The sequence below is a fragment of the Vibrio sonorensis genome (genome assembly GCF_001854765.1).
GTDB lineage: Bacteria > Pseudomonadota > Gammaproteobacteria > Enterobacterales > Vibrionaceae > Vibrio > Vibrio sonorensis.
The window spans coordinates 44,742-67,623 of the sequence record NZ_LJJE01000082.1 but is presented as its reverse complement, the minus strand read 5'-3'; the positions used below and the strand labels follow the sequence as shown (position 1 = coordinate 67,623).

The following is a 22,882-nucleotide window of genomic DNA, read 5'->3' as shown; positions in this document are numbered from 1 at the left end:
TTTCTCTGAGCATTAAGGAGCCATTCACGTGAGCAAAAGGAAACCACCAGAAATTTTAGCGAAGGAAACCGTCGCTAAATCTCGACTATTTACCGTGGAATCTCTTGAACTGCGTTTTAGTAATGGCGAAGAGAGAACCTATGAGCGCATGAAACCCAGCGGCCGCAGCGCCGTAATGATGGTGCCTGTTACTGCTCAAGGGGACCTATTGCTGGTTCGCGAGTTTGCAGCGGGTACGGAGCGTTACGAGCTCGGATTTCCCAAGGGTTTGGTCGACCAAGGAGAAACGCCGGAGCAGGCGGCCAATCGAGAATTAAAAGAAGAGATTGGCTTTGGGTCAAACCGACTCACTCCGTTAAAAGAGGTGGTGTTAGCCCCCTCCTATTTTTCTAGCACAATGACGCTGTTTATTGCACAGGAACTATACTCAGAGCAGTTAGAAGGTGATGAGCCAGAGCCCCTTGAAGTGGTTCGTTGGCCTCTCAATCAAGCCGAAGAACTGCTCACCCACTTGGATTTTTGCGAAGCGCGGAGTATTACTGCGCTGATGTTTGCTCTGCGCATCTTAAAACAATAATGCAGAGTGTAAGGACGATTAAATGCCAACTACAAAAGATTTGTCTTACCTTTTGCCCGAGGTAGTGGAAATAGCTCGCAGTGCAGGCCAACTTGTACTCGACATCTACGAAAACAAAGAATACGAAGCTTACACCAAAAGCGATGAAACCCCAGTAACCAGCGCAGATATTGCTGCTCATAAGTTTATCAATGAAAGGCTGTCCGAGTTAACGCCTGATATTCCGGTCTTGTCGGAAGAAGCGGCAGATATTAGCTTAGCGCAGCGTTCTCAGTGGTCGCGTTATTGGCTAGTCGACCCCCTTGATGGCACTCAAGAGTTTATTGCTCGCAGTGGTGATTTCGCCACTATTATTGCGTTAATAGAGAATAACAAGCCGGTAATGGGCGTGGTTTATGGCCCAGTGTCTGGAGTGACCTATTACGCGTATCAAGGCAAAGGCGCTTGGAAAATCCCTGATATGTCAGAAAGTGTTGCTATCTCGACGCATAAACACGGCGGTGAGAGCGAATCAATCGCAATTGCTATCAGCCGACGCCAAGATATTAACCGCATTACTCAGCGTATGAGCAGCCACTGGAACTACGAGTTAGTACCGCTAGGCTCTGCGGCATTAAAGGCTTGTCTCGTCGCTGAAGGCGCAGTGGATTGCTATTTGAGATTGGGCCCCACTGGCGAATGGGACACTGCGGCTACTCAGTGCATTGTTGAAGAAGCGGGTGGGCGAATTTTAAATACTCAGCTCGGTCCTTTGTCTTACAACGAACGTGAAACGTTAGAAAACCCGAACTTTATTGTGTTAGGGGATGAGTCACTGCCGTGGAAAGATATTCTTATTGTCAAAGATTGAGGCGAAAAGAGTGTAAATAGAGATAGGGGGCGTTGAGCCCCCTTTTTACGCTTTGGAGTAAAACTCTCTGTCGCCAAGCCAACGGTTAATAATGGCGATGGCATTGTGTGGATATTGCTGATGGATATGGCGAGCAATGCGTTGCACTTCTGGCACTAATTGCTGATCTCTAACCAAATCGGCAATTTTAAAGTCTGCTACACCGGTTTGCTTAGTTCCTAACAGCTCACCGGGGCCTCTTATCTCCAAATCTCTCTGTGCAATGACAAAACCGTCGTTACTCTCGCGGAGCACACCTAAACGCTTTTGGGCGGTTTTAGACAGGGGAGCGTGATAGAGTAAAACACAGTGGCTAGCAACGGAACCTCGCCCGACACGGCCTCTTAACTGATGGAGCTGAGCTAAGCCGAGTCGTTCTGGGTTTTCAATAATCATCAGGCTGGAGTTTGGAACGTCTACACCAACTTCAATGACGGTTGTTGCGACCAGCAGGTGAAGTTCGTTGTTTTTGAATGCCTGCATAACGGCTTGTTTTTCCACAGGCTTCATGCGGCCATGTACTAGGCCGATTTTCACATCTGGAAGTTTTGCTTGCAGTTCCTCCGCGGTATCGGCAGCCGCTTGTGCTTCTAATACTTCGGATTCATCAATAAGTGTGCACACCCAGTACGCTTGTTTTCCTTCGTTTAAACACGCGTGGCGTATTCTCTCTACGATGTCATCTCTTTTCGTATCTGGAATGGCAACGGTTTGAATCGGCGTCCGACCCGGTGGGAGTTCATCGATGACAGAGGTTTCCAAATCTGCATAGGCGGTCATGGCTAAAGTACGCGGAATGGGCGTTGCTGTCATAATAAGCTGATGGGGATACGCGCCTTGTTTTGCCCCTTTTTCTCTTAGCTCTAATCGCTGGTGGACGCCAAATCGGTGTTGTTCATCAATGATGACTAAAGCGAGTTTTTTGAACTCTACTTGTTCTTGAAACAGGGCATGTGTTCCAACAACCATTTGCGCTTCACCAGTAGCGATCTGCGATAAAGACGCCTCTCTTGCCTTGCCTTTTTGCTTGCCCGCTAACCAGCCTACTTTTATTCCCATAGGTTCAAACCAGTTGGCAAAATTGATGGCGTGCTGTTCTGCCAACAGTTCGGTTGGCGCCATTAAGGCCACTTGATAACCTTGCTCTATGGCTGTCACCGCTGCTAAGGCCGCCACTAAGGTTTTTCCTGAACCTACATCGCCTTGTACCAGCCTCATCATTGGGTGTGGCTGTATTAAGTCTTGTTCAATCTCTTTAACCACGCGACTCTGGGCGTTGGTTGGTGAAAATGGTAACTGTTCTAAAAGTTGGGACTTAAGGTTTTTTGAAGCGGTTAGTGGTAGCGCGGTATCTTTTTGCCCAGTATGTCTGACTGCTAACATAGAGAGGTTTTGGGCGAGCAGTTCTTCCATAATTAAGCGAATCTGAGCTGGGTGTTTTCCATCATCAAAAAGGCTTGTATCGACGTCTTCTGGCGGTCGGTGAATAAAAGTGAGCGCTTGCTCCAAGGTGATTTGATGTGGATACAATCCAGCGGGTAGCAACTCTTGCACCGCAGATTTTTTTAACAGTTCTAGCGCCTGATCGGTAAGGTTACGCAGGGTAATCTGGCGTAGTCCATCCGTTGTCGGATAGACGGGAGTTAAACTGACCTTACCTTCTTCTGATGAGTGACCCGGAGAAAACTTGTAATCTGGATGAATGATTTCCAAACCATTTGGACCGCGTTTTATCTCACCATAAGCGTGAACAAATTTACCTTCGGTAAAGTTGTTTTTCATACCGGCGGTAAAGTTAAAGAACTTTAACGAGATAGAGCCATTGCCATCACTGATTTTGACGGTGAGTATTTTTCGACGGCCAAATAGGGTATCCACCGTCATAACCTTTCCCTGTACTGCAGCCCACAACCCGTGGTGCAAACTGGCAATGGGGTATACTCGACTGCGGTTTTCGTATCGAAGAGGAAGGTGAAAGAGCAGATCTTGGACTTGGTTAAGGCCTATTTTCTCAAGCTTTTCTGCAACCTTTGCCCCGACCCCAGTTAATGAAGTCAGTGGAACCGCAGAAAGTAACTGAGACATAGTGGTAACTCTCCCAATAAAACAATAGGGTTAGTTAACCACTAGGCTGTGTATTTGTACAGTTTTTTAGATGAGATAATGTATAAGCCACCAAAAACTATTGCTTAGCGGCGTTGCATCTCTTGCCACCAAACTTGGTCGGCGACAATCTGACCTTCTTCGTCAAGTGGCGGGTAGGCTAAGCCTTTTCGTTTAGCTACTTTTGCTAGTACAGGGTGCCCACGTTCAAAAAGCGTTTTGTGGATCTCCTCCGCGGGTACTGAACTGACTTGATTGTCATACATTCCTTTCTCGGTGCGCTGTCTTTGCGCCTCGTAGAGAATAACAGCACTGGCTACGGAGACATTCAGTGACTGAACCATTCCCATCATAGATGATGATATCTTGGTCGGCTAGCTTTTTAGCTGTTTCCGAAGCGCCCACTTTTTCACTGCCAAGAATGACGGCGGTAGGCTTGGTGTAGTCTATTTCTCTAAAGTCGACGGCGGTGTCGGACAAGTTTGTTACCAGTACCTGCATGCCTTGAGACTTTAGCGTTTTGATCGCGCCTTCTATTGAATCGTGTGTATCGACTTCCACCCAGTTTCTCGCACCCGCTGACGTATGGCTAAGGGTGCGCATTTCGTGGGGCCAGACCGCGTGAATTTTGTGTAGGCCCGTTGCGTCTGCGGTGCGAATAACCGCGGAAACATTATTGGGTTTGTGTACTTCTTCAAGGCAAAGCGTGAGGTCCGTTTGACGGGCTTTTAGTACCTCTTGGATACGTTGATAACGTTCTAGATTCATAGGTTTTTCCGAGAACCGCTGCCGAATGGCAGCGGGTAGATTAGTTCTTTCTTCGGCGTACTTTTAATGTGAGTGGCATCGCTTTAATCTTACGCATAATACCAGCTAAGTGAACGCGATCTTTTGTGGTCAGTAGTACCATTACCGTATACAAGCGACCGTCGCGTTCTTCAGTGGACAGACCGTGTATGTTCGAGCCCGTTTGAGAGATCACGTTGGTTAGCTCTGCCAAAGCGCCTTGTCTATTGTGCACGTCTACTTTGAGTTCGGTGATAAATTCTTGGTCGAAATCATCTGCCCACTCAACGGCCATATACTTATCCGGCTCTTTTTGGTGACCTCGGATATTTGGACATGTTTCTCGGTGTACAACTAGGCCTCGGCCTGGAGATACGTGAGCAACGATATGGTCATCGGGGATTGGGTGACAACAATTGGCAAATGTCAGTAGTATGCCTTCGGCTCCGCGAATTGGCAGTTTCTTCTTGGTCTTGCTTTCTGTTGTGGTAGGAACTTCAGTTAGCTCGTCGGCGGCTCCGAGTAAACGACGCGCAATGACGATACTCATTAGTTCGCCTAAACCGATATCTGCCAGTAAGTCATCCACTGTATCAATTTTCAGATCGCTGAGTACGTGTTGAACATTCTGCTCACTGATTTCTGATAACGACAGTTCTCCTAATGCGTGGTTTAGCAATCTGCGGCCTAGGGTCACCGACTCTTCGCGACGCATCGTCTTTAGAACCTGACGGATTTTGGTACGCGCGCGTGAGGTAACAACATAGTTTAGCCACGCCGCATTAGGTCTTGCTCCTGGCGCACTAATGATTTCGATGGTTTGTCCATTCTTGAGAGCTTTGCTCAATGGGTATGGATTGCGATCGACGCGGGCGCCAACACAGGTATTACCTACATCGGTGTGAACGGCGTAAGCGAAGTCAACGCACGTTGCGCCTGCGGGCAGTTCGACAATACGGCCTTTTGGCGTGAAAACGTAAATCTCATCAGGGAAGAGATCTGATTTAACGTTTTCAATAAACTCAAACGAGTTACCAGCGCTTTGCTGAAGTTCCAGAAGGCTTTGCATCCAACGCTGGGCTTTTACTTGAGCAGTTGTGCCAGTGCGTTCACCATTACCTTTGTAAGACCAATGTGCTGCAACACCTTTATCCGCCATCTGATCCATATCTTCGGTGCGGATCTGCACTTCAACTGGTACGCCGTGAGGGCCCACCATTGAAGTGTGTAACGACTGGTAGCCATTGGCCTTGGGTACGGCGATATAATCTTTTACGCGACCGGGACGTGGCTTGTACAGGCTGTGCACTTGGCCTAGAGCGCGGTAACAAGTATCTGGTTCTTCTACCACGATTCTAAATGCGTAAATATCCATAATGGTATGAAAACGCTGCTCTTTGGTTTTCATCTTGTTATAGATGGAGTAGAGGTTTTTCTCTCTACCAAAGACGCGGGATGTTAAGCCAACTTCATTCAGCCGACCTTCAATTTCATCATGGATACGCTGGATCATCTCTTTTCGGTTACCACGAGCCGCTTTGACCACTTCTTTTAGAACGCGATAACGGTTCGGGTAAAGCGCTTCAAAACCGAGTTCTTCAAGCTCAGTCTTGATGTTGTGGATACCGAGGCGATGAGCCAGTGGGGAATAGATTTCGAGGGTTTCACGGGCGATACGGCGTTTTTTGTCCGCTCTTAGTGCGCCTAAAGTGCGCATGTTGTGAGTGCGGTCAGCCAGCTTGATTAGGATAACGCGAATATCCTGAACCATCGCAAGCACCATTTTGCGGAAGTTTTCCGCTTGGGCTTCTTTGCGATCGCGAAACTTTAGCTTGTCCAGCTTAGAGACACCATCTACCAGTTCAGCGACGGTATGGCCAAACTGAGCCTCAAGTTCTTCCTTGGTGACTTCGGTGTCTTCTATTACATCGTGTAAAAGTGCTGCTTGCAGCGTTTCTATATCTAAACGCATTTCTGCGAGAATACGCGCTACGGCAACAGGGTGGATGATGTACGGTTCACCGCTTGAGCGGGTTTGCCCTTCATGGGCGTCTTTCGCTACCACATAAGATTGACGCAGAGCCTCAATTTGAGGCTCTGTTAGGTAGTCTTGGGCAACGTCTTTGAGGCTATCGAATAGATACAAACTTTAGGCCCGGAGTGTAAGTTGAGACCGATTAGGGTTTAGCGGCTGTGTGCAATGCTGCTAACTGCAGCTAGTTCAGCGGCTTCCTGCTCTTGCTGTTCTTGACGCTCACGAGCATCAAGGATCTCTTTAGTGATCAGGCCTTCTTCGATTTCGCGCAAAGCGATAACCGTTGCCTTATCGTTTTCTTCCGGCACTAGAGAATCTTTTCCGCCAGTTTGCATTTGACGAGCGCGGCGTGCCGCAATCAGAACAAGGTCGAAACGGTTGCCGACTTTTTCAACAGCGTCTTGTACAGTTACGCGTGCCATGAGAACTCCAATTAGTTAACAAAAATTTTAAATGACGAGAAAGTATACAGTTTAACGCCATGAGATTCTATTACTTATCTGCTCTATTCAGCGAGTAGAGCATCAAGCATACCTTTATATTTAGCAGCTTGCTTATCTTGCTTCAATCTTTCTGCGCGAATGATGGCTTTAAAGTCCATCAAGGCGGTGTCAAAGTCGTCATTGACGATGACGTAATCGTACTCGTTGAAGTGAGATATTTCGGATTTAGCTTCCGCCATACGCTTAGCGATAACTGCGTCGCTATCTTGCCCGCGAGCAGTGAGACGACGCTCTAGTTCGCCATTAGACGGCGGAAGGATAAAAATGCTTTGTGCTTGAGGCATCTGTTCGCGGATCTGACGGCCACCTTGCCAGTCAATATCGAGAAACACATCTATGCCTTTGTCCAAGTTTTCTTCGATCCAAACTCGTGAGGTTCCGTAATAGTTGCCAAATACTTCGGCGTACTCCAGAAACTCACCTTTTTCGATTAGCTCTTCAAAGTGCTCTTTTTGAACAAAGTGGTAGTGAACGCCATCTTCTTCACCCGGGCGCATGCCGCGAGTTGTATGAGAAACCGATACTTTCATCGCATAGGTCGGATTGGTTTCCAGCATTGCGGCAATTAAGCTCGACTTACCCGCACCACTAGGAGCGGACACAATATAAAGAGTACCTTTACCCATCTTAACGATTCCACTTTTGTTGGATGTATGACCAAAAGAAAATTGATCTGTATTTTAAAGATAGCACTGACCGAAAGTTAAACGCGTAATGGCGGATTGGGGTCAGAAAAATGGAGGCGAAGAGTAGCACGATCCATAGGATCTTCACAAGTATTTGCTTCTGGTTTTGGATATGGTGACGGCGGTTTGTGCATCTGATTTTCTGAAAATTTGATTATTGTGTCATCACTCAGTAACGAAAAAAGCAAACGTTTAACCTTTTATTAACCTACTGTTTTTACGTATTATTCGCCATTTTGATATTTTTGCCAGAAAGTATTGCACTTTTACTCTAATTGCTTACAATTCGCGCAAATTATTATGCGCTGTATAGGTTCGAAGAGATGGTTCGAACGTTTCTACCATTGGGCCTATCCCAGTGACTACAGTTTTTTAGCGACCTTATTCTCGCTCTTGCCTTGATCAGTGCATATTGTCCCTCTTATATCTGAATAAGGTTGTTATTGTGAGCATAGAATCAAATGCCACGGCTTCTGCCCCAGCTAACTCTTGGCTAGAATCCACCTTCAAAATTCGTCAGCGTCAGTCCACGATTGGGACTGAAATTTATGCGGGTTTTATTACTTTTTTGGCGATGAGCTATATTTTGGCTGTTAACCCTGCCATTTTGGGTGATATCCCTGGTATGGATCGCGGCGCTGTATTTACTGCGACGGCAATTTCTGCAGCGTTTGCAACCTTGATTATGGGCCTGTTTGGTAACTATCCCGTTATGCTGGCTCCCGGTATGAGCATGAATGGCTTCTTTAAAGGCATGTTGCTCAGCGGCTCTGTCGCACTGGTTTGGAATGAAGCTCTATTGGGCATTTTCTTGTCTGGTGTGATTTATCTCTTCTTGTCTCTGACGCGTATTCGAAAGTCTATGATCGAGTCGATTCCTGAAGATCTCAAGTTGGCCATTACTGTCTCCCTAGGGCTATTTATTGCGTTTCTCGGTCTTAAAAACGCGGGAATCATTGTTTCTAACCCATTTATTCTGGTGAGTATGGGTAAGCTGGATGACCCTCAGGTTGTGATCGCTTACATCAGTATTTTCATTGCGCTGGGATGCATGGTTCGCGACATTAAACTGGCGACCTTTATCTCTTTTGTTTCTGCAATTGTGCTGACTGTACTGGCGGATACTTTTTTGGGAACGTCCAATGCGCCAATTCCCGATGCTATCGTGACTGCTCCACCGAGCGTAAGTGGAAGCTTTGGTGCCATCTTCGACGTATCAGGCCTAACGGCTGAAAAGATGTTTGATCTTCTCTTTATTGTCATTATCTTTTTGATTGTCGATTTCTTTGACGGGTTGAGTACTATCGTTGGTGTTGGCCGCGACGCTGGTATTATCGACAAAGATGGCAAAGTGCCAAATGCTAAATCGGCGCTTATCGCTGACGCTGGTGGTACGGTATTTGGGTCTATGATGGGTACAACCTCTATCACAGCATTTTCTGAATCGGGTATTGCTTCTTCTCAGGGAGCGAAAACGGGTCTGGCAGCCGTTGTAGTAGCGGGCTTGTTCATTGTGTCGCTGTTCCTATACCCACTGTTTTCTATTTTCTCAACGGCGATGGTCGCCCCTGCAATGGTGGTTGTCGGTATCTATATGATTGGTCGTTTGGGGCAAATCAGTTGGGAACAAAAAGAGTCGAGAATCGCGGCCTTCTTTACCATTATGTTTACCGTATTGAGCTTCTCTCCAGCAAACGGTATGGCAATGGGCTTCATCACTTATGCATTCACAATGGTTGTGGCTGGTAGAGCCAAGGAAGTGCATCCGATTATCTATATTTTGTCGGGTCTGTTCTTAACTTACTTGCTTCTGCTTTAATAGCGAAACAAAAAGGCCTGACTGCGATGGAATATCGAAGTCAGGCCTTACAAGCCTCTTGCCAGAGGTATCCACTTTATATGCTGGCTTTTAATTGTCTATTCAATATTCTGGATCTGTATGTGGCTTGTTGTTTTTAATTTCTTATTAATCAGAAGTCTAGTGTGATTTTTGTTTTCTTTATTTTGTTTGTGTCACCAATCTTGTCACCAATGTGGTGTGATTGCGTTGGTATTGAGCTAAGCCTGGGCCAAAGTTGAATGTATTAATCTTCAAAATACGTTTACCCCATCATGTTTTTTTATACCTACAGTGTTAAAATAAATGACAATGCAAACCCTTAGTTTGTTATGTAAGTTTTTCTTAAACCTAAGGTGTGAAAATGTCGTCCAAAATAAACTGGTTGGTTGCCCATGCATATCCTGGAGCCCTTGTGCTACAGCAATGGCTGACTGAGAACGGAATTAGCTATTCCTTAGCTCAAAAATATGCGCAGAGTGGTTGGCTTAGGAAGCTATCTTCAGGCGTTTATTATCGGCCAGGTGCAAAAGATGAAGTTAAGCCAGGCTGGGCGGATGCTCTACAAGCAATGGACACACAGTTGCATCACCCTGTTCATCTGGCTGGGTTAAGCAGCTTAACTCACCAAGGGTTGAGTCACTATTTACAGCTAAGTAAAGAACAAGTTTGGATAGGGGTGAAGAACAAACAATCATTACCTAAGTGGTTTCGTGAATTTCCCAATCAAAATTGGTTTTATTGTGGTAACCATAAGCTTGAAGCTGCCTCTGACAAGGACCTAAAAGTGATTACGGTTAAAGGAAAAGAGCTAAAAGCAAGTTGCCCAGAGCTTGCTGCTTATGAAGTTGTTGATGCAATCGGGAAGCAAATTTCTTTTGAGCATGCAGCAGAGCTTTTTCAAGGCCTTGTAAACCTGAGTCCTAGAAAGGTGCAATCTCTTCTTGAACGTAGTAGCTCGGTTCAAACAAATAGAGTGTTTTTGTTTTTGAGTCATTATCATGGGCATCAGTGGACTCAGCGCATTGATGAAACAAAGATTGCATTAGGTTCAGGAAAGCGTCAGGTGGTAGAACAAGGGCGATTTGATGAGCGTTACCAAATCACTGTGCCAGAAATATTAAGTGTAAAAAAAGAAGAAGCAAACAATGGATAGAGAGAGTCCTTATTACAAGCAGGTTTCACTGCTGATTAGAATGTTACCAGTGGTTGCAACAGAACCTTCATTTGCACTCAAAGGTGGTACAGCTATCAACTTATTTGTGAGAGATTTTCCACGCTTGTCTGTGGATATTGATCTTGCTTATCTTCCCCTTGAGCCGAGAAATGAAGCTCTAGCAAATGTAAAAGCAGCATTGCAGCGTATAACCGATTTAATCAACAAAGAACCTGAGAGCCGAGCTGTATTGCAGGACCATAGGTTAGATGAATTGCGTATTGTTGTTACAAGTCCTAATGCAACAATTAAAATAGAAGTCTCCCCGGTAGCAAGAGGTACGTTGCATAAACCTGATAGCTTACCTGTCCAAGAATCAGTCGAAGAAGAGTTTGGTTATGCGGAGATTCCCGTAGTTAGTCTGCCCGACCTTTATGGTGGAAAACTATGCGCTGCCATGGATCGCCAGCACCCTCGCGACCTGTTTGATGTCCGTATGCTGCTTGCAGAGGAAGGTATTTCACGAGATATCTTTGTTGGATTCATTACTTATGTACTCAGCCACCCAAGGCCTATCAATGAGGTTATGGCTCCTAACTGGCAACCTCTTGATGATAAGTTTCAAGCTGAGTTTGATGGCATGACCTTTCAACCCGTCGAGTTAAAGGACTTAATTGCTATAAGGCCAGCGATGGTAGCTGCACTACAAGCCCATTTCACAGGAAAAGATCGCTCATTTTTGTTGTCATTCAAGCAAGGGGATCCTGATTGGTCACTGTTTGACTACCCAGATGCAGCAGAACTGCCAGCTATACGCTGGAAGCTACAAAACATAGCTCAGTTGGCTAAAAATCAAGAAAAACATAGAGAGCAGCTAACTAAATTAGAGTCTGTACTTGATGATTGGCTTAAGCAAGCCAACTCCAATTAACTTTATAAAAGTATTAACAATAATTCTAAGGAGTAGGTGTGTCACGATTAACTGACCTCATCGCCCAAGCAAAAGCCACAGACCCACAAATGGGCGCTGATTTAGAGCGAGAGTTTAGGGCTCTTTCATCACGTCGTTCATTTGGTTTGAATTTCGAGCGTCACCGCCCTGAAAACGTTGAACTCCCGCAGCGTCCAGTGCGCAAAGGTGACAAAGTTCGTGTACTTCCGGCCCGCGGAGATACATCCAAAGGAGATCAAAGACTTTGGGTCGTGAAGCATTTTGAAATACAGAGTGGTAAAAAAGTTGCCCATCTTGTTGAGCGTTATGCAGCAGAACCAGAGACTAGACAGGTGGACGTTACTGATCTTGTTGTCGTGGCTGAATTTCGAGACAAGATTTATCCAGGACTAGTGAGCACTGGAAAAGTTGAGAGAGGTGGCGATAAACCATTTCATTCGGTGATTAATGGTGAAAACTACCATGTACTAAAAGGACTTACCTTTACTTATCGCGGTAAGGTTGACGTAATCTATATCGACCCACCATACAACACCGGGGCGAGAGACTGGAAATATAACAATGATTACGTTGAATCTGAAGACCTATACCGTCACTCCAAATGGTTGGCTTTTATAGAAAGACGCTTAAAGATGGCTAAAGAATTGCTTAATCCCAAAGACTCGGTTCTTGTAGTCACGATAGATGAAAAAGAGTACTTGCGGCTGGGTTTGTTGCTTGAACAGTTGTTTCCTGAGGGTGACATACAAATGGTTACAAGTGTCATCAATCGCGCAGGATCACAGCGTGTAGGCAGTTTCTCTCGAGTAGAGGAATACATCTTCTATGTATTCATCGGAGGCAGTAAAGTTAATCCGTGGACCTCAACAATGTTAGAGGATGAGCTTGTAAAAGAAAGTAATAGTTCAAAGATGCCTACTGTGTGGTTTACAGCTGTACGTAGGGGAACATCTTCGGCTCTTCGAGATGCACGGCCAAACCTTTTTTATCCGGTCTATATAGATGCGGATTCAGGAAGATTTGTTAGTGTTGGTGACCCCATTGAAAAAAATGTCGATCGTCAAACTGTTACACATCCAGAGGGTGTCACCGTGATGTGGCCAGTGCATACTGATGGGACCGAGCAAACATGGAGGTTCTCCGCTGAACGAATGCGGGAGAAACTAGCGGACGGCACCGCTCGCTTTGGAAAGCGTAACTCTAAAACTGGAATGCGCCCTATAACTTATCTACAGCCCGGTACATTGAAAAATATTGATGAAGGAATATTCATCATAACTGGGCGAACCGAAGAAGGTGCGCTAGAGCTTGCTATGGCAGAAGGAGCTGCAAAATCTGTAGCTCCGCGTACTGTCTGGAATAAGACTAGTCATTTTGCTCGCGATCATGGATCGACTTTGCTGAAAACTATACTTGGTGAAAAACGTTTTGACTTCCCTAAGTCTCTCTTTGCTGTTGAAGACACATTACGTTTTGTTGTTTCTGATAAACCAGATGCCGTTATTCTCGATTTCTTTGCTGGCTCCGGGACAACTGCTCACGCAGTTATGCGCTTAAATCGTCAAGATGGTGGTTCAAGGCAGTGTATTTCTGTCACCAACAACGAAGTTGCAGCTAGTGAGCAGAAAGAATTGCTAAAGAAAGGAAAGCGCCCCGGTGATTTAGAATGGGAACAGCTCGGAATATGCGATTTTGTAACTAAGCCAAGAGTTAAAGCTGTGATTACTGGAACTAGGCCAGACGGAGCCCCTCTAACTGGAGACTATAAATTTAACGATGTGTACCCTATGTCAGATGGTTTAGAAGAAAATGCAGAATTCTTTACGCTCACTTATGAAACACCAATAAGCATCAATCATAATTTAGCATTTTCAAAAATTGCTCCTCTACTTTGGTTAAGGGCTGGCTCAAGGGGAAGAAGGATTGAAGAACTTCCTCTGCGAGGGTGGGATATTGCTGAAACTTATGGTGTATTGGTAGATCTAGATAAAAGCCAAGAATTTTGTAAAAAAGCCGATTTAATCAATAGTATGGAAATTGCTTACATTGTTACCAATGATGATCGCCGTTTTCAGTCTGTAGCGAGAAATCTTCCTAAAAATGTGGAACCTGTTCGCTTGTATGAAGCTTATTTAAACAATTTCCAGTTTACTAACGGAGAGTAGTCGTGAAATTTACGTTAAAAGATTACCAACGTGAGGCAGTGCATGACTCGCTCAACCGATTGGATAAAGCAAAAAAACGCTGGCATGAGGATGGCGATGTTCACGCGTTCTCGTTAACGGCCACCACTGGTGCAGGTAAAACAGTTATGGCTGCGGCTGCATTCGAGGCATTGTTCTATGGGGATGATGAATTTGACTTTGAAGCTGATCCCGGTGCGGTTGTTATATGGTTTAGTGATGATCCATCTTTGAATGAGCAAACACGCTTTCGTTTAATGGAAGCGGCTGACAAGCTAAACCATACAGATCTTGTAGTGGTAGAGAATTCTTTCAGTCTGGAGAAATTCGAGCCTGGGAAAGTGTACTTTCTGAATACTCAGAAGTTGAGTAAAAATAGTCTTCTAGTTCGAGGGTTCGATCCCGATGCTCAAAATTCCGGGCAAAATGAATTATTTCCTGAGATTCGTCCAGATCTGCGTTCACACACCATCTGGGAAGTGATTCGCAATACAATTGAAGACCCCAATTTAACCTTGTATCTCGTTCTTGATGAGGCGCATCGTGGTATGGGCTCTAAGAGTAAAGCAGCTCAGAATGATAAGTCCACCATTGTCAAAAGACTAATTAACGGTTCTGGCTCTGTGCCTGCGATTCCTGTCGTTTGGGGTATTTCCGCGACAGTAGAGCGTTTTAATCAAGCTATGAGTGTCGCTGAAGGGCGAAGTACACTACCTAATGTTGTTGTTGACCCTTCGAGAGTCCAAGAGTCGGGATTGTTAAAGGATACGATTATCCTCGATATTCCTGATGAAGCAGGTCAATTCGATACAGTGCTGGTGAGAAGAGCGACAGATAAGATTGTTGAATCAAGCCAAGCTTGGGCAGATTATACAGCTGCTGAAGGACTTCAGCCAATGCTACCCTTGATGATACTTCAAGTACCAAACAAGCCTAACCCAGATGATATCAGTCGTGCATTAGATACTATTTTTGAACGTTGGCCTGATCTTAAAAATACAAATATTGCTCATGTATTTGGTGAAAGAACCACGATGAACTTTGGCCGTCATACAGTGTATTACACGCAACCAGAAAGAGTTCAGGATGATACAGAAATACGAGTACTGATTGCAAAAGATGCAATCAGTACTGGGTGGGATTGCCCTCGAGCTGAGGTGATGGTCTCGTTTAGACCTGCGAAGGATCAAACCCACATTACGCAGTTACTAGGGCGAATGGTTCGAACACCGTTAGCTCGTAGAATTCCTGGTAACGACAGGCTAAATGCTGTGAATTGTTTGCTGCCATTTTTCGACAAGAAGTCTGTTGAAGCGGTAGCAGAGTCGTTAATGCATGGGAGCTTTAGCGAAGGTGAAGCGCCTATCCAAGGGCGTCGTGTGCTTATTAATCCTGTTAAGCTGGAGCCTAATACTAAAGTTAGCAACGATATCTGGAAAATTTTTTCAAATATCCCCTCCCAGATATTACCGCAGAAAGTTGCTAAGCCTATCAAGCGTTTGACGGCTTTGGCACATGAGCTATCGCAGGACCAACTGTTGGAAAACGCAGGAAAGAGAGCTCATGAAGAGATGCACAAAGTGCTAAATGCAGCGTGCGCACGTTATTCGACACAGGTTGCGGAAGCAAGAAAAGATGTACTGACAGTAGATGGAAAAAGCTTGAGAGCCGATTTAGGTGGAAAGAATATGTCTTTTGATGACTTCGTTGAAGAGGCCGATTACGCAGTAATTGAAGATGCGTACAAACGTGCAGCTCGAGCATTTAGTCCAGATTTAGCCAGAACATATGCTGAGCACCTCGCGGATAACAATCCAGTTGCTGATTCAAGAGAAGAGGCTTTAATGGATGCTCATGTTGACATTGCAGCTCTTGGATTGGTTAAGGATGTTTCTGAATACTTAAACTCAGAAGCTGAAAAATTGGCCAGTCAATGGTTCAAAGAGCATCGAGTTTCAATAAAGAACCTCACGGACGTGCGTCAAGATGTTTATCGCCAAATTCGAGAGATGAGCAAAGAGCCACAGGACGTCGATCTATCTCTTCCTAAAACATGGATGGAACCAACATCGGAAAGGCTTGCTGACGGTTCGGAAGTGCTTTTGCCAACTTTTGACTCTCATTTAATGTCGAAGGACGATGGTCTTTTCCCTGCTATATTAAATGATTGGGAAATTAAGGTAATAGAGCATGAGACTAATAGAGATGGATTTGAAGCATGGTATAGAAACCCTTCTCGAGGTAGCCAAGATAGTTTAGGCATAGCATATCTCGATAATGGTGAATATAAATTATTGCGACCGGATTTTATCTTCTTCGCGAGAAAGCCTGACGGAACGATCGCAGTTGATATCGTCGATCCACATAGTTTGCACTTAAGCGATGCCTTGCCTAAGTTGAAGGGACTTGCAGAATATGCAGAGAAGCATGCAAGGAAATATCGTCGAATAGAATCTGTTGCGGCCTCTAATGGGAAGTTAAAGGTGTTAGATCTCATGGAGCCAACAGTGAGAAAACAAGTTTTAGACTCAGTTAATGCTAAATCGCTTTTCGAAAGTGAGTTGGCCTTTGATTATTTGAGCTAATTTCCGATATGGATTGTTAAATGGCCAATCGGTGTCCCTTAAGATGGGTTACTAATTGGCATTTAAGATAGTTTAAATGGAACGCAACGGTGGAGGAGGTAACATTAGACTGTAACGCTCCTTCAAAAGCTGGCTGCTTAAACCACTATTAGCGATAAGGTTTTCAAGAGTGTGAATATCTAGTAATTCTATAGCTCTTTGAAGCATCATAGGGTGCTCTATATTCATCAGTTCATCTCCCCTTTCAACCTTTGCAAAGCCATTTCTTGAGAGGTAGATATAACCTGATTTAGCTTTGTCACTAGTTATCAGTCCGAGAGCTTTTGCTCTATATAGAATTGCCTTAAGGCTGACGCCCCATCGAACTTTCATTTCAACAAGCGCATCCCAATTAAAGTATGAACCTCTTACTCTTGGAAACTCTGCAACGAAAGAGCTTCTTGGCATTAAAAATGCGCTAGCAAAGTTATTGGCTTGTTGTTCAGTGACTCGACAACCTGTCTCAATACCTTGGTGCATAATTAGATGGCCTAGCTCGTGTGCAAAATCAAAGCGAAGCCTACCTGGACTCTGTTTTGTTGTATTTCTGACAATTAATGGACGAGACGTATATATAGAGAATGCGTCAATACGCTCATCAGCATCAGCAAGATTGACAACAATACAACCTAGTTTCTCTAGCAATTTTATCATGTTAGATATCGGGCCTAAGCCAAGGCCGAACTCTTTTCTTGTGCGTTCCGCGAGAAGCTCAATATCTTTCAACGACCCGAACTCATGATCTTCTGCTGAGAAAATGCTTACTTCCGGAAAGCCTACTTCATCTTCTATTGCAGAAACGAAATGGCTATCAAGCATTTCTACTTGAGCCATTATTATCTTTTTGAGTGTCTGAGTTGACGATCTCAAGCTTCTAAAATGGCATTGTTCAGCTTCAATGGTCTTTGCTCTTGGCCTAAAGAAGAAGCTTGTATTAACCGAAAGTAGACTACTAAGAAGTTCAATTTGTGCATCTGATGGAGAAGCGTTGTTTTCTAGCCTAGACGCATATTGCCTTGTTACCTGTAAAGCTTCTCCTACATCTGCTAGCGATAGACCAGCAGCTACTCGCGCCAATTTTAGCTGCTCACCGTTAAAACGATTAACAGCTTGATAAATCATTTCTTTTACTCATCTGAGACCTTTTTTTGTACTTTATTTTTACGAATCAATAACGGCTCATCAATTTCAACCGATTCTGGTTTGTCTGTAACCACTGGACCAGTTATAACTGTGTCGTATTCCCAACTGCATATAACGTTGCCATTGCTATTGAAACCCAACAAAGAAATAGATGGGGAGTAATCAACACCATTAGATATAGGATTTAAGTAAAATCGCCAAATCAATGGGGTGTCACCTTCGTCGTCTTCTAGTTCAAGAGACATTTGATGCTGTTCAACAGCATTACGTTTTAGGCGATGTTGCTTGCGAGGTGAGTGAGGATCATCCACAACAAATTGAACAAGAGTGTTTCCAACTCTAATTGTGTAATCCATTGTTTGGTTGGCAAGTGTGAGCATGGATAAGCATTGTCTGAGTGCATACGGATTAGCATTCCCTGGGGTAATCCATAATTTGCAGTGCCTTTAAACCAGGCCGTCGCATTGGGACTTTCTGAGTAATGATGGGCCTCATCAAGTACATCGATCAAATTCTCACTCAATATGTACAAGCGTTCTTCAGTTAGGTCTGGAGCATATAATTCAGGTTTTTGGGTCATTCGTTCTATCCGTGTTTGGGTTAAATTATGCAAATATTGTGAAATGTAAACTCATTTTATGTCTTTCTGCTGTTTTGTCAACTTGAGTGGATGCAGAAACTTGAGACTTATTTTTGTGAGAGGATTACATTTCCACTTGAGAGAGAGCTTCTCGATTTAGATTAGAGTTTAAGTACTCAAGTGCCATTGACTTTCTCCGTTCTGAAGACATCACTTGAGCGATGGATTGAACTCGTATCTCATCAGTAATCGTAGTCTTCTCTGCGTGTTGAGAAACTAAGTCGATTTCTCTTGAGTTAAAAAACCAATGGCAGTTGTCCTTGTGTCTACTCCCAGCGACATAGCTGTTTGCTCGATCCATACCCGATGTCCAATAGACGAACACATCACCGTCAATCGTAGTTCCCTGGCTTGAATAAACCGTTAGGGCGTAGCTAAAACCATCGGAAGGCGGCCCTCATCGTTTTTGTAACTATTGCTGCTAATTGATACTGTGCGACCAGAATCAAGACGAACAGTAAAAACGATATCATCGTTGATTTTAGATATGGTAGTGATTTGGCCCATTGAGCCGTTTGAGACTGATAGTCTGTAGTCGTTTTTGCACATCTTAATCCGATCACCAACTGCAAACCTTTGTTTGCATCGATGCTCAGAAGCGATGCAATCAACTTCAACCTCTTCTTTCCCAACTTTCCCTTGAGATTGTAGAATGGTTCGCATTTGGGTTGAGAGCTGATCAACGTCCTTCCAACGCTGAGCAAGCACCAGAGAGCTCTTATTTGGATTATCACTATGATAACTTTTCCATGCGTTGATCACCTGTTTCTGAGTATCTTCCGAGGACTCCGAAAAATTGAGTAATCCTTTAGCTTCGAATGTACTCAAAGCTTTTGATGCCTGACCATCTCTCAATTGCATTACAGCTGTTCGAGCCCAGCTTTCGCGCTGGCGTTTGATTTTTTCAATTCTGCTACAGTTCAATTTCTGAGTTAAAAATCGTAAGCATCCGCCTAGTTCAATTGCGTCTAGCTGCTTGTCTTCACCAACCAAGATAACCTTTGCATTGTGTTCTTGAGCTAGATGTAATAACTTATTCAATTGCTTTGTGCCTAGCTGACCTGCTTCATCAACCACAAGCACATCAGCTTTAGAAAAATGATTTCGTCCACGTTCCGAGTCAGATAATAGTTTTGCAACAGTGTAAGAATTTATTCCGGATTCTCCTGTTAGGTTATCCGCTGCTTTCTTTGCAATTGCAGTACCAATTACAGACAGGCCTTGCTTTAAGTATGCCGAATTAAGTACAGCCATAGCTGACGATTTCCCTGCTCCTGCTGAGCCTTGAAGAATGCTAAAATCTCCCTCACAACACACATAAAGAAGCCCTTCTCGTTGCTCTTTTGAGAGAGTGTAACCACACGCTTTCTCGTGTGATGATATTGCTTCGTTGACGATATCTTTTTGCAACGAGTGATTGTGTTTTTTAGTAAGTGACTGAGCTATTTCAAAAACTTCCTTTTCTAGTCTAAGCATCTGTTTAGTTGAGAAGAGTTGGTTGTGTTTATTATCAGTTCCTAGTGAAACAAGTTCTTCATCTGTAAGTATCGACTTAGCCAACTGATTAACGACTGCTGCGGGTTCGCCGTTCCACTGAGCTCTCTCTGCGATGGATCGGTAAAGGTCTTGTTTTCTAAATATGGCAGTTTTATCAGTGAGAGAAGTGATAATCTCAGGAACCTCAAATGCTGTTTTAGTTTCCGAAGACTTGCACTTAGCGCTCAAATGTTTCTCAAGGGTTTCGTTGTTTAGCCCGTAGCTGCTTAGCTCACTTCTCCAATTTTGTAGCAGTGTATCTCGCTCTATATTTTGTTTGGCAGCTCGTGTTGTTATTTTTATGCTATTCCCGATTCGGCTAGCACTTGTCGTGGCTGAGCACTCTTTCAAACGTTCATTTATAGTTTGAGCTCGTTTTGAAAAGTTATGACAGGCTTGCTCTGGAATGATTGTCAGTCGAAAGCTTTCTCCATCTTGCTCAATTTCGAAACCGATCTTTTTCATTTGATGTGATAATTCTGCACGATATAGAGCTCCTGCTGCTTTTTGCCACAAATAGAGGTCTCTGCTAATGATGGTTCGATAAACATTGCCAAGTGTTGGGCTCAGATTAAGTACTAGGGCGTGCGAGTGCAAAGCTGGATCAAGCTACGCGATGTTACATGCTCCAAGGCTCTAACAGTCAGAGCTTGGGTGCGCTCTCTGTACTTCCCATTGGTGCCTCTGCGAGTGTATGCCGCATTTTTTTCTAGTAATTGGATCGCTTGTCGAACTGCTTTAAGCTGAGCATCGCTGATTTCTTTTCGTAGTGGCTCATCGGCCATTGCCCAGGCCAAGCTAACGGATTTTGGAGCGGAGAAAGTGAGATCCCACCCTGGCCTATGACCATCTCCTGCTTGCTTACAAAGCGGCGTCTTGCCGTTAGGCGAGTAACCTCGTGCTAAGTGGTGGTACTCCTCCCCAACCGGCTTGTTGCTGAGATTTAAGTATTCTGCCCCACAACCTATCCATAGGTCTTTAGATGATGCATCGTTGAGATAATAGTCATCCTGATCGTAGTAATTAATATTGTTAATTGGATGGATTGTTAGCATTAGCGAGCTCCTAGTCGGCCATTCTTTCGTTTTTGTGGTCTTTGTGTAGTATCGAGTATCCAGGGGCTAGGAATGTGGCTAGGTGCTTGTTTGCCTAGCTTAGGGTATGGCCATTGGAGTCTAAATACGCTATTCCAACCGGAACTGGTTATATAGCCAGTTATCCCATTATCATTTGATTGAGGGAGGTGAACGAGATCAGAAGCTGTAACTAGTTGAGAAACCTCTTTTTGCCAACCTATAGCAGACGGACCAACTTTTGTACTCCCTGAGCATGGTCTTTCATAAATGGCTTCACCAAAACATTTTGCAGCGTACTCTGCCTCACCACCTGGAGCACCGCATCTAAGAGCTATTACTGTCGCAAATAGATTAAGGAGAGTGTTTGTGTCGTGTTCTCCATATTGATCATGTAGTTGAGAGATAGATTGAGTACCACCAACAAAACGACAACCCTTTGAACGCCCTAGAGTTAACCATTCTTTTAAGCTATCGTTTTTAGGTAGATTGCCTAGTTCGTCAATAATCAACCAAGTTCGCAAAGTACTATTATTGTCGGGCTTAGCGAGCATTAAGCTTGTAATTAATCCAAGAATCGAATTACAAAGTGGGGCACCAACTTCTTTAAATTCTGGATGAGATTGTATGATGATTTTTTTGATGTTTGGTCTTTTACCATTTACCCAATCTCCAAGTGAAAACGACTTTTCAGAAGTGTTTTGCCAATACTTGGCTAGGGAATATAACCACGATACATCTGTCATCAGTGTTGACATAAAGCCATGCGTAGTTTTGGAATCTTTTTCTATGTAGCGAGCTGCTTTGATGTAGTGCTGCTCGAACAAAACTCGAAGAGAGAAGTCATCTTTAGATAGTATTTTTGCAATGTCATCCCAACTCCATTTATCATTACTTTCAGCATTACAGATTGCCAATACTCCAGCGAGAATAGCTCTTGCACCGTTCGACCACATCGGATCTTTGGTGTTTCCAGGAACTAGCCTTTGTGCGATAAGCTCAAAATCTTCATCACGCTTAAGGTCTTTTGCTATATCCCAGTGTGCAGAACGCTTATCCCAGGGGGCTATTAGTAGAGTATCTTTGGGGTCATAAAATAGCTCTGTATACTCGCGCTTTTCATCGTAAATAATGATCTGTTGATTAGCTTCAATAATCTGCTGAAGTAGCTGCTTAAGAATTACAGACTTCCCTGAGCCATGTTGGCCAAATGCGAATATGTTGCCTTCAAGTTCCTTAGATGTAAGTAAAAGGTCAGGGTGAATAGCTACAGAACTCTTTTGGTTACTCTTCCGGTGGTGGTCGCGTAGCCCCTTTTTAAGTGATTTATCTTTGTATAGTGTCGGCCCGTTTATTTTTACGAGTTTATTCTGTCCACCGGGTACAAAAACAATACGCCAAGAAATTAGTACAGAAGTAGAAAAACTGAGTAGAAATGCAATTGAAACAGCAATTTTCATTTCTAAGTAAATGTCTAAGCTTTTTAGCTGAGAAACATATTGTGCAAGTACAGCTGTAGAGTTTTGGGAAAGAAGCTGCCAGGTGGCTTTAGCTACCCAATCAAGGTGTCGGTTAAAAATGCCCCATTTATGTTCTGGCCATATTAATAAAATTTGAAGAATAATAAGGCCGATAAGGGACAGAACGAATACTAAGGCTAACATGCCCCAGTTCTGTTTTGGCATTGATGGGGGAGTATGGCTCATTATTTAACCCTCTCCATTTTAAGAAAGTTGTTAACATCTTTGGCAGCTTTCTTTCGCTCGTCAGTAGTGAGACCAATCGTAGCAACGCAGATCTCAAACGTACTTGTGATGATGCGACTTTCAAATTTGGCTAAAAGAGCAAGAATGTTCTGATGCTCTTGGTGGCCTCTCCAAGCTTTTCTAATGATGTCTGCCGTGGTTGTATTGTGATTTTCTGCTTCGGCAGTAATGTCGTTGTAATCGCTCATTGAGAAGCGAACAGTTACTGGCTTTTGGGTTTGTTTCATTATTCTTCCTTTGAAATCATGGTAATCATGTTGTTATATTTAGCCTTGTAGCCTTTTTCTTACTGCTCCGAAATCATCGTTGATTTCTTGATAAGGCTTTGTATTTTCTGTCTTTAAGTGCTTTTGACTTTGAATTTGGTTTCATTGCAAATGAATTGGGTCTGTA

The 22,882-nt window shown here is 44.0% G+C and carries 18 protein-coding genes, 1 pseudogene and 1 riboswitch; of the genes and pseudogenes, 7 read left to right on the top strand and 12 right to left on the bottom strand.

The annotated features are described in order from the left end of the window. Window positions 1-28: 28 nt before the first annotated feature. Both nudE and cysQ read left to right on the top strand, forming a co-directional pair. Complete coding sequence (nudE, locus tag BLO31_RS14750; RefSeq protein WP_070968206.1) at window positions 29-577, top strand: ADP compounds hydrolase NudE; 549 nt, start codon at window positions 29-31, stop codon at window positions 575-577. Window positions 578-599: 22 nt separating this feature from the next. Next, window positions 600-1,427, top strand: a complete 828-nt coding sequence (gene cysQ, locus BLO31_RS14745; RefSeq protein WP_070968203.1) for a 3'(2'),5'-bisphosphate nucleotidase CysQ — start codon at window positions 600-602, stop codon at window positions 1,425-1,427. Between the two features lie 45 nt (window positions 1,428-1,472). On the opposite strand, the gene recG is transcribed toward cysQ, so the two are convergent. The 5 genes and pseudogenes from recG to gmk form a co-directional block, all read right to left on the bottom strand. Beyond that, a complete protein-coding gene (recG, locus tag BLO31_RS14740; RefSeq protein WP_070968201.1) occupies window positions 1,473-3,551 on the bottom strand; it encodes an ATP-dependent DNA helicase RecG in 2,079 nt (692 codons plus the stop codon). A 104-nt stretch (window positions 3,552-3,655) separates the two neighbouring features. Beyond that, window positions 3,656-4,337: pseudogene (gene trmH / locus BLO31_RS14735) on the bottom strand (tRNA (guanosine(18)-2'-O)-methyltransferase TrmH). Window positions 4,338-4,377: 40 nt separating this feature from the next. After that, window positions 4,378-6,501 (bottom strand): bifunctional GTP diphosphokinase/guanosine-3',5'-bis pyrophosphate 3'-pyrophosphohydrolase, encoded by a 2,124-nt coding sequence (gene spoT, locus BLO31_RS14730; protein ID WP_070968198.1) that lies wholly within the window; start codon window positions 6,499-6,501, stop codon window positions 4,378-4,380. Window positions 6,502-6,539: 38 nt separating this feature from the next. Next, complete coding sequence (gene rpoZ / locus BLO31_RS14725) at window positions 6,540-6,812, bottom strand: DNA-directed RNA polymerase subunit omega (protein ID WP_006957184.1); 273 nt, start codon at window positions 6,810-6,812, stop codon at window positions 6,540-6,542. Window positions 6,813-6,895: 83 nt separating this feature from the next. Next, window positions 6,896-7,519, bottom strand: coding sequence for a guanylate kinase (gene gmk, locus BLO31_RS14720; protein WP_070968194.1), 624 nt, complete (start codon window positions 7,517-7,519; stop codon window positions 6,896-6,898). 345 nt (window positions 7,520-7,864) lie between these two features. Next, window positions 7,865-7,964, top strand: a riboswitch (purine riboswitch). Between the two features lie 60 nt (window positions 7,965-8,024). On the opposite strand from gmk, the gene BLO31_RS14715 reads away from it, so the two are divergent. From BLO31_RS14715 to BLO31_RS14695, 5 genes are all read left to right on the top strand, one after another. Beyond that, entirely contained in the window at window positions 8,025-9,398 is a 1,374-nt protein-coding gene (locus tag BLO31_RS14715) for an NCS2 family permease (RefSeq protein WP_070968191.1), read from the top strand. Window positions 9,399-9,780: 382 nt separating this feature from the next. Beyond that, entirely contained in the window at window positions 9,781-10,572 is a 792-nt protein-coding gene (locus BLO31_RS14710) for a type IV toxin-antitoxin system AbiEi family antitoxin (RefSeq protein ID WP_070968187.1), read from the top strand. Next, window positions 10,565-11,503, top strand: a complete 939-nt coding sequence (locus tag BLO31_RS14705) for a nucleotidyl transferase AbiEii/AbiGii toxin family protein (protein ID WP_070968183.1) — start codon at window positions 10,565-10,567, stop codon at window positions 11,501-11,503. The genes BLO31_RS14710 and BLO31_RS14705 overlap by 8 nt, the downstream gene beginning before the upstream one ends. Before the next feature lie 38 nt (window positions 11,504-11,541). Next, window positions 11,542-13,689 carry a site-specific DNA-methyltransferase gene (locus tag BLO31_RS14700; RefSeq protein ID WP_070968180.1) on the top strand — a complete coding sequence of 716 codons (2,148 nt, stop codon included), beginning with the start codon at window positions 11,542-11,544 and terminating at the stop codon, window positions 13,687-13,689. Between the two features lie 2 nt (window positions 13,690-13,691). After that, on the top strand, window positions 13,692-16,292 hold the full coding sequence (locus tag BLO31_RS14695; RefSeq protein ID WP_070968176.1) for a DEAD/DEAH box helicase: 2,601 nt from the start codon (window positions 13,692-13,694) through the stop codon (window positions 16,290-16,292). Window positions 16,293-16,364: 72 nt separating this feature from the next. Here BLO31_RS14695 and BLO31_RS14690 read toward each other — a convergent pair whose 3' ends face one another. From BLO31_RS14690 to BLO31_RS14660, 7 genes are all read right to left on the bottom strand, one after another. Then, a complete protein-coding gene (locus BLO31_RS14690; RefSeq protein WP_070968172.1) occupies window positions 16,365-17,453 on the bottom strand; it encodes a helix-turn-helix domain-containing protein in 1,089 nt (362 codons plus the stop codon). Between the two features lie 5 nt (window positions 17,454-17,458). Continuing rightward, window positions 17,459-17,830 carry a hypothetical protein gene (locus BLO31_RS24565; protein ID WP_245688500.1) on the bottom strand — a complete coding sequence of 124 codons (372 nt, stop codon included), beginning with the start codon at window positions 17,828-17,830 and terminating at the stop codon, window positions 17,459-17,461. A 348-nt stretch (window positions 17,831-18,178) separates the two neighbouring features. Then, a complete protein-coding gene (locus BLO31_RS14680; protein ID WP_070968169.1) occupies window positions 18,179-18,415 on the bottom strand; it encodes a hypothetical protein in 237 nt (78 codons plus the stop codon). 62 nt (window positions 18,416-18,477) lie between these two features. Continuing rightward, complete coding sequence (locus BLO31_RS24905; RefSeq protein ID WP_070968164.1) at window positions 18,478-20,247, bottom strand: AAA family ATPase; 1,770 nt, start codon at window positions 20,245-20,247, stop codon at window positions 18,478-18,480. After that, window positions 20,229-20,705, bottom strand: a complete 477-nt coding sequence (mobF, locus tag BLO31_RS25295) for a MobF family relaxase (RefSeq protein WP_070968161.1) — start codon at window positions 20,703-20,705, stop codon at window positions 20,229-20,231. The genes BLO31_RS24905 and mobF overlap by 19 nt, the downstream gene beginning before the upstream one ends. After that, on the bottom strand, window positions 20,705-22,429 hold the full coding sequence (locus BLO31_RS14665) for a type IV secretion system DNA-binding domain-containing protein (RefSeq protein ID WP_084659838.1): 1,725 nt from the start codon (window positions 22,427-22,429) through the stop codon (window positions 20,705-20,707). The genes mobF and BLO31_RS14665 overlap by 1 nt, the downstream gene beginning before the upstream one ends. Continuing rightward, window positions 22,429-22,716 (bottom strand): hypothetical protein, encoded by a 288-nt coding sequence (locus BLO31_RS14660; protein ID WP_070968154.1) that lies wholly within the window; start codon window positions 22,714-22,716, stop codon window positions 22,429-22,431. Before BLO31_RS14660 ends, BLO31_RS14665 begins: the two co-directional genes overlap by 1 nt. Window positions 22,717-22,882: the final 166 nt, after the last annotated feature.

Excerpts from the sequence above, each read along its gene's own strand:
- mobF (WP_070968161.1), bottom strand. The coding sequence starts at position 20,705 with ATGCTAACAATCCATCCAATTAACAATATTAATTACTACGATCAGGAT.
- BLO31_RS14690 (WP_070968172.1), bottom strand. The coding sequence starts at position 17,453 with ATGATTTATCAAGCTGTTAATCGTTTTAACGGTGAGCAGCTAAAATTG.
- BLO31_RS24565 (WP_245688500.1), bottom strand. The coding sequence starts at position 17,830 with ATGGATTACACAATTAGAGTTGGAAACACTCTTGTTCAATTTGTTGTG.
- BLO31_RS14665 (WP_084659838.1), bottom strand. The coding sequence starts at position 22,429 with ATGAGCCATACTCCCCCATCAATGCCAAAACAGAACTGGGGCATGTTA.
- gmk (WP_070968194.1), bottom strand. The coding sequence starts at position 7,519 with ATGGGTAAAGGTACTCTTTATATTGTGTCCGCTCCTAGTGGTGCGGGT.
- recG (WP_070968201.1), bottom strand. The coding sequence starts at position 3,551 with ATGTCTCAGTTACTTTCTGCGGTTCCACTGACTTCATTAACTGGGGTC.
- cysQ (WP_070968203.1), top strand. The coding sequence starts at position 600 with ATGCCAACTACAAAAGATTTGTCTTACCTTTTGCCCGAGGTAGTGGAA.
- BLO31_RS14705 (WP_070968183.1), top strand. The coding sequence starts at position 10,565 with ATGGATAGAGAGAGTCCTTATTACAAGCAGGTTTCACTGCTGATTAGA.
- BLO31_RS14660 (WP_070968154.1), bottom strand. The coding sequence starts at position 22,716 with ATGAAACAAACCCAAAAGCCAGTAACTGTTCGCTTCTCAATGAGCGAT.
- rpoZ (WP_006957184.1), bottom strand. The coding sequence starts at position 6,812 with ATGGCACGCGTAACTGTACAAGACGCTGTTGAAAAAGTCGGCAACCGT.
- BLO31_RS14680 (WP_070968169.1), bottom strand. The coding sequence starts at position 18,415 with ATGGATCGAGCAAACAGCTATGTCGCTGGGAGTAGACACAAGGACAAC.
- BLO31_RS14710 (WP_070968187.1), top strand. The coding sequence starts at position 9,781 with ATGTCGTCCAAAATAAACTGGTTGGTTGCCCATGCATATCCTGGAGCC.